Annotated in this window: 1 protein-coding gene; it reads right to left on the reverse strand. The window is 63.9% G+C overall.

Annotation, left to right across the window (positions count from 1 at the left end; genetic code table 11):
• Nucleotides 1-143: 143 nt before the first annotated feature.
• Nucleotides 144-737, reverse strand: a 594-nt coding sequence (locus ELR45_RS40455; RefSeq protein ID WP_240759210.1) for an aminotransferase class I/II-fold pyridoxal phosphate-dependent enzyme, incomplete at its 5' end; no start/stop codon positions are given.

Consider the following 737-nt stretch of genomic DNA (forward strand, 5'->3'; position numbering starts at 1 on the left):
ATCTCAGGGAGACATCGCGCTCGTGCGAGAGCCCTCCTGCAAGGACCAGTACATGGCCGAGATCACTCATACGAACGCCTTTCTCCCCTGGAAGATTCACTATCTGGCCGTCCTCCCGCGACCGAACACCGCACGCGCCTTGGTCAGGTCTGATCCGGTGCTGGGACGTCGAGGCCCGGACGGTGCGAGGAACCGGGCGCGCCGAATGCGGCACGCAGCTCCATCTCCTGCTCGATGACCTGGGCAAGCCTGCGCACGCCTTCGCGGATTCTCTCGGGCGTGGGATAGCAGTAGGACAGGCGCATAGACCGGCTACCGAAGCCATCGGCGTAGAACGCTGTGCCTGGAACATACGCGACCCTGTTCGTGACCGCGCGAGGCAACATCGCTTTGGTATCCAAGCCGGCCGGCAACGTGAGCCACACATAGAACCCGCCCTGAGGGCGAGTCCAATGGGCACCGTCCGGCATCATGTCGTCAAGGGCGTCCAGCATGGCGTCGCACCGCTCACGGTACAGCTCACGGAAAGCCTTCACCTGGCCTCGCCAGTCATGGCCGGACAGGTACTCAGACACCGCCAACTGGGAGAACGCCGGTGGGCACAGAACGCTGCTCTCGGCCGCCAGGACCAGTTTCTCCCGTACAGCATGCGGAGCGAGCGTCCAGCCGACCCTGAAACCGGGCGCGAACGTCTTGGAGAACGAGCCGAGATAGATGACCCCTTCGGGATCGTCAGC

This window comes from Phytoactinopolyspora endophytica (assembly GCF_004138495.1).
GTDB lineage: Bacteria > Actinomycetota > Actinomycetes > Jiangellales > Jiangellaceae > Phytoactinopolyspora > Phytoactinopolyspora endophytica.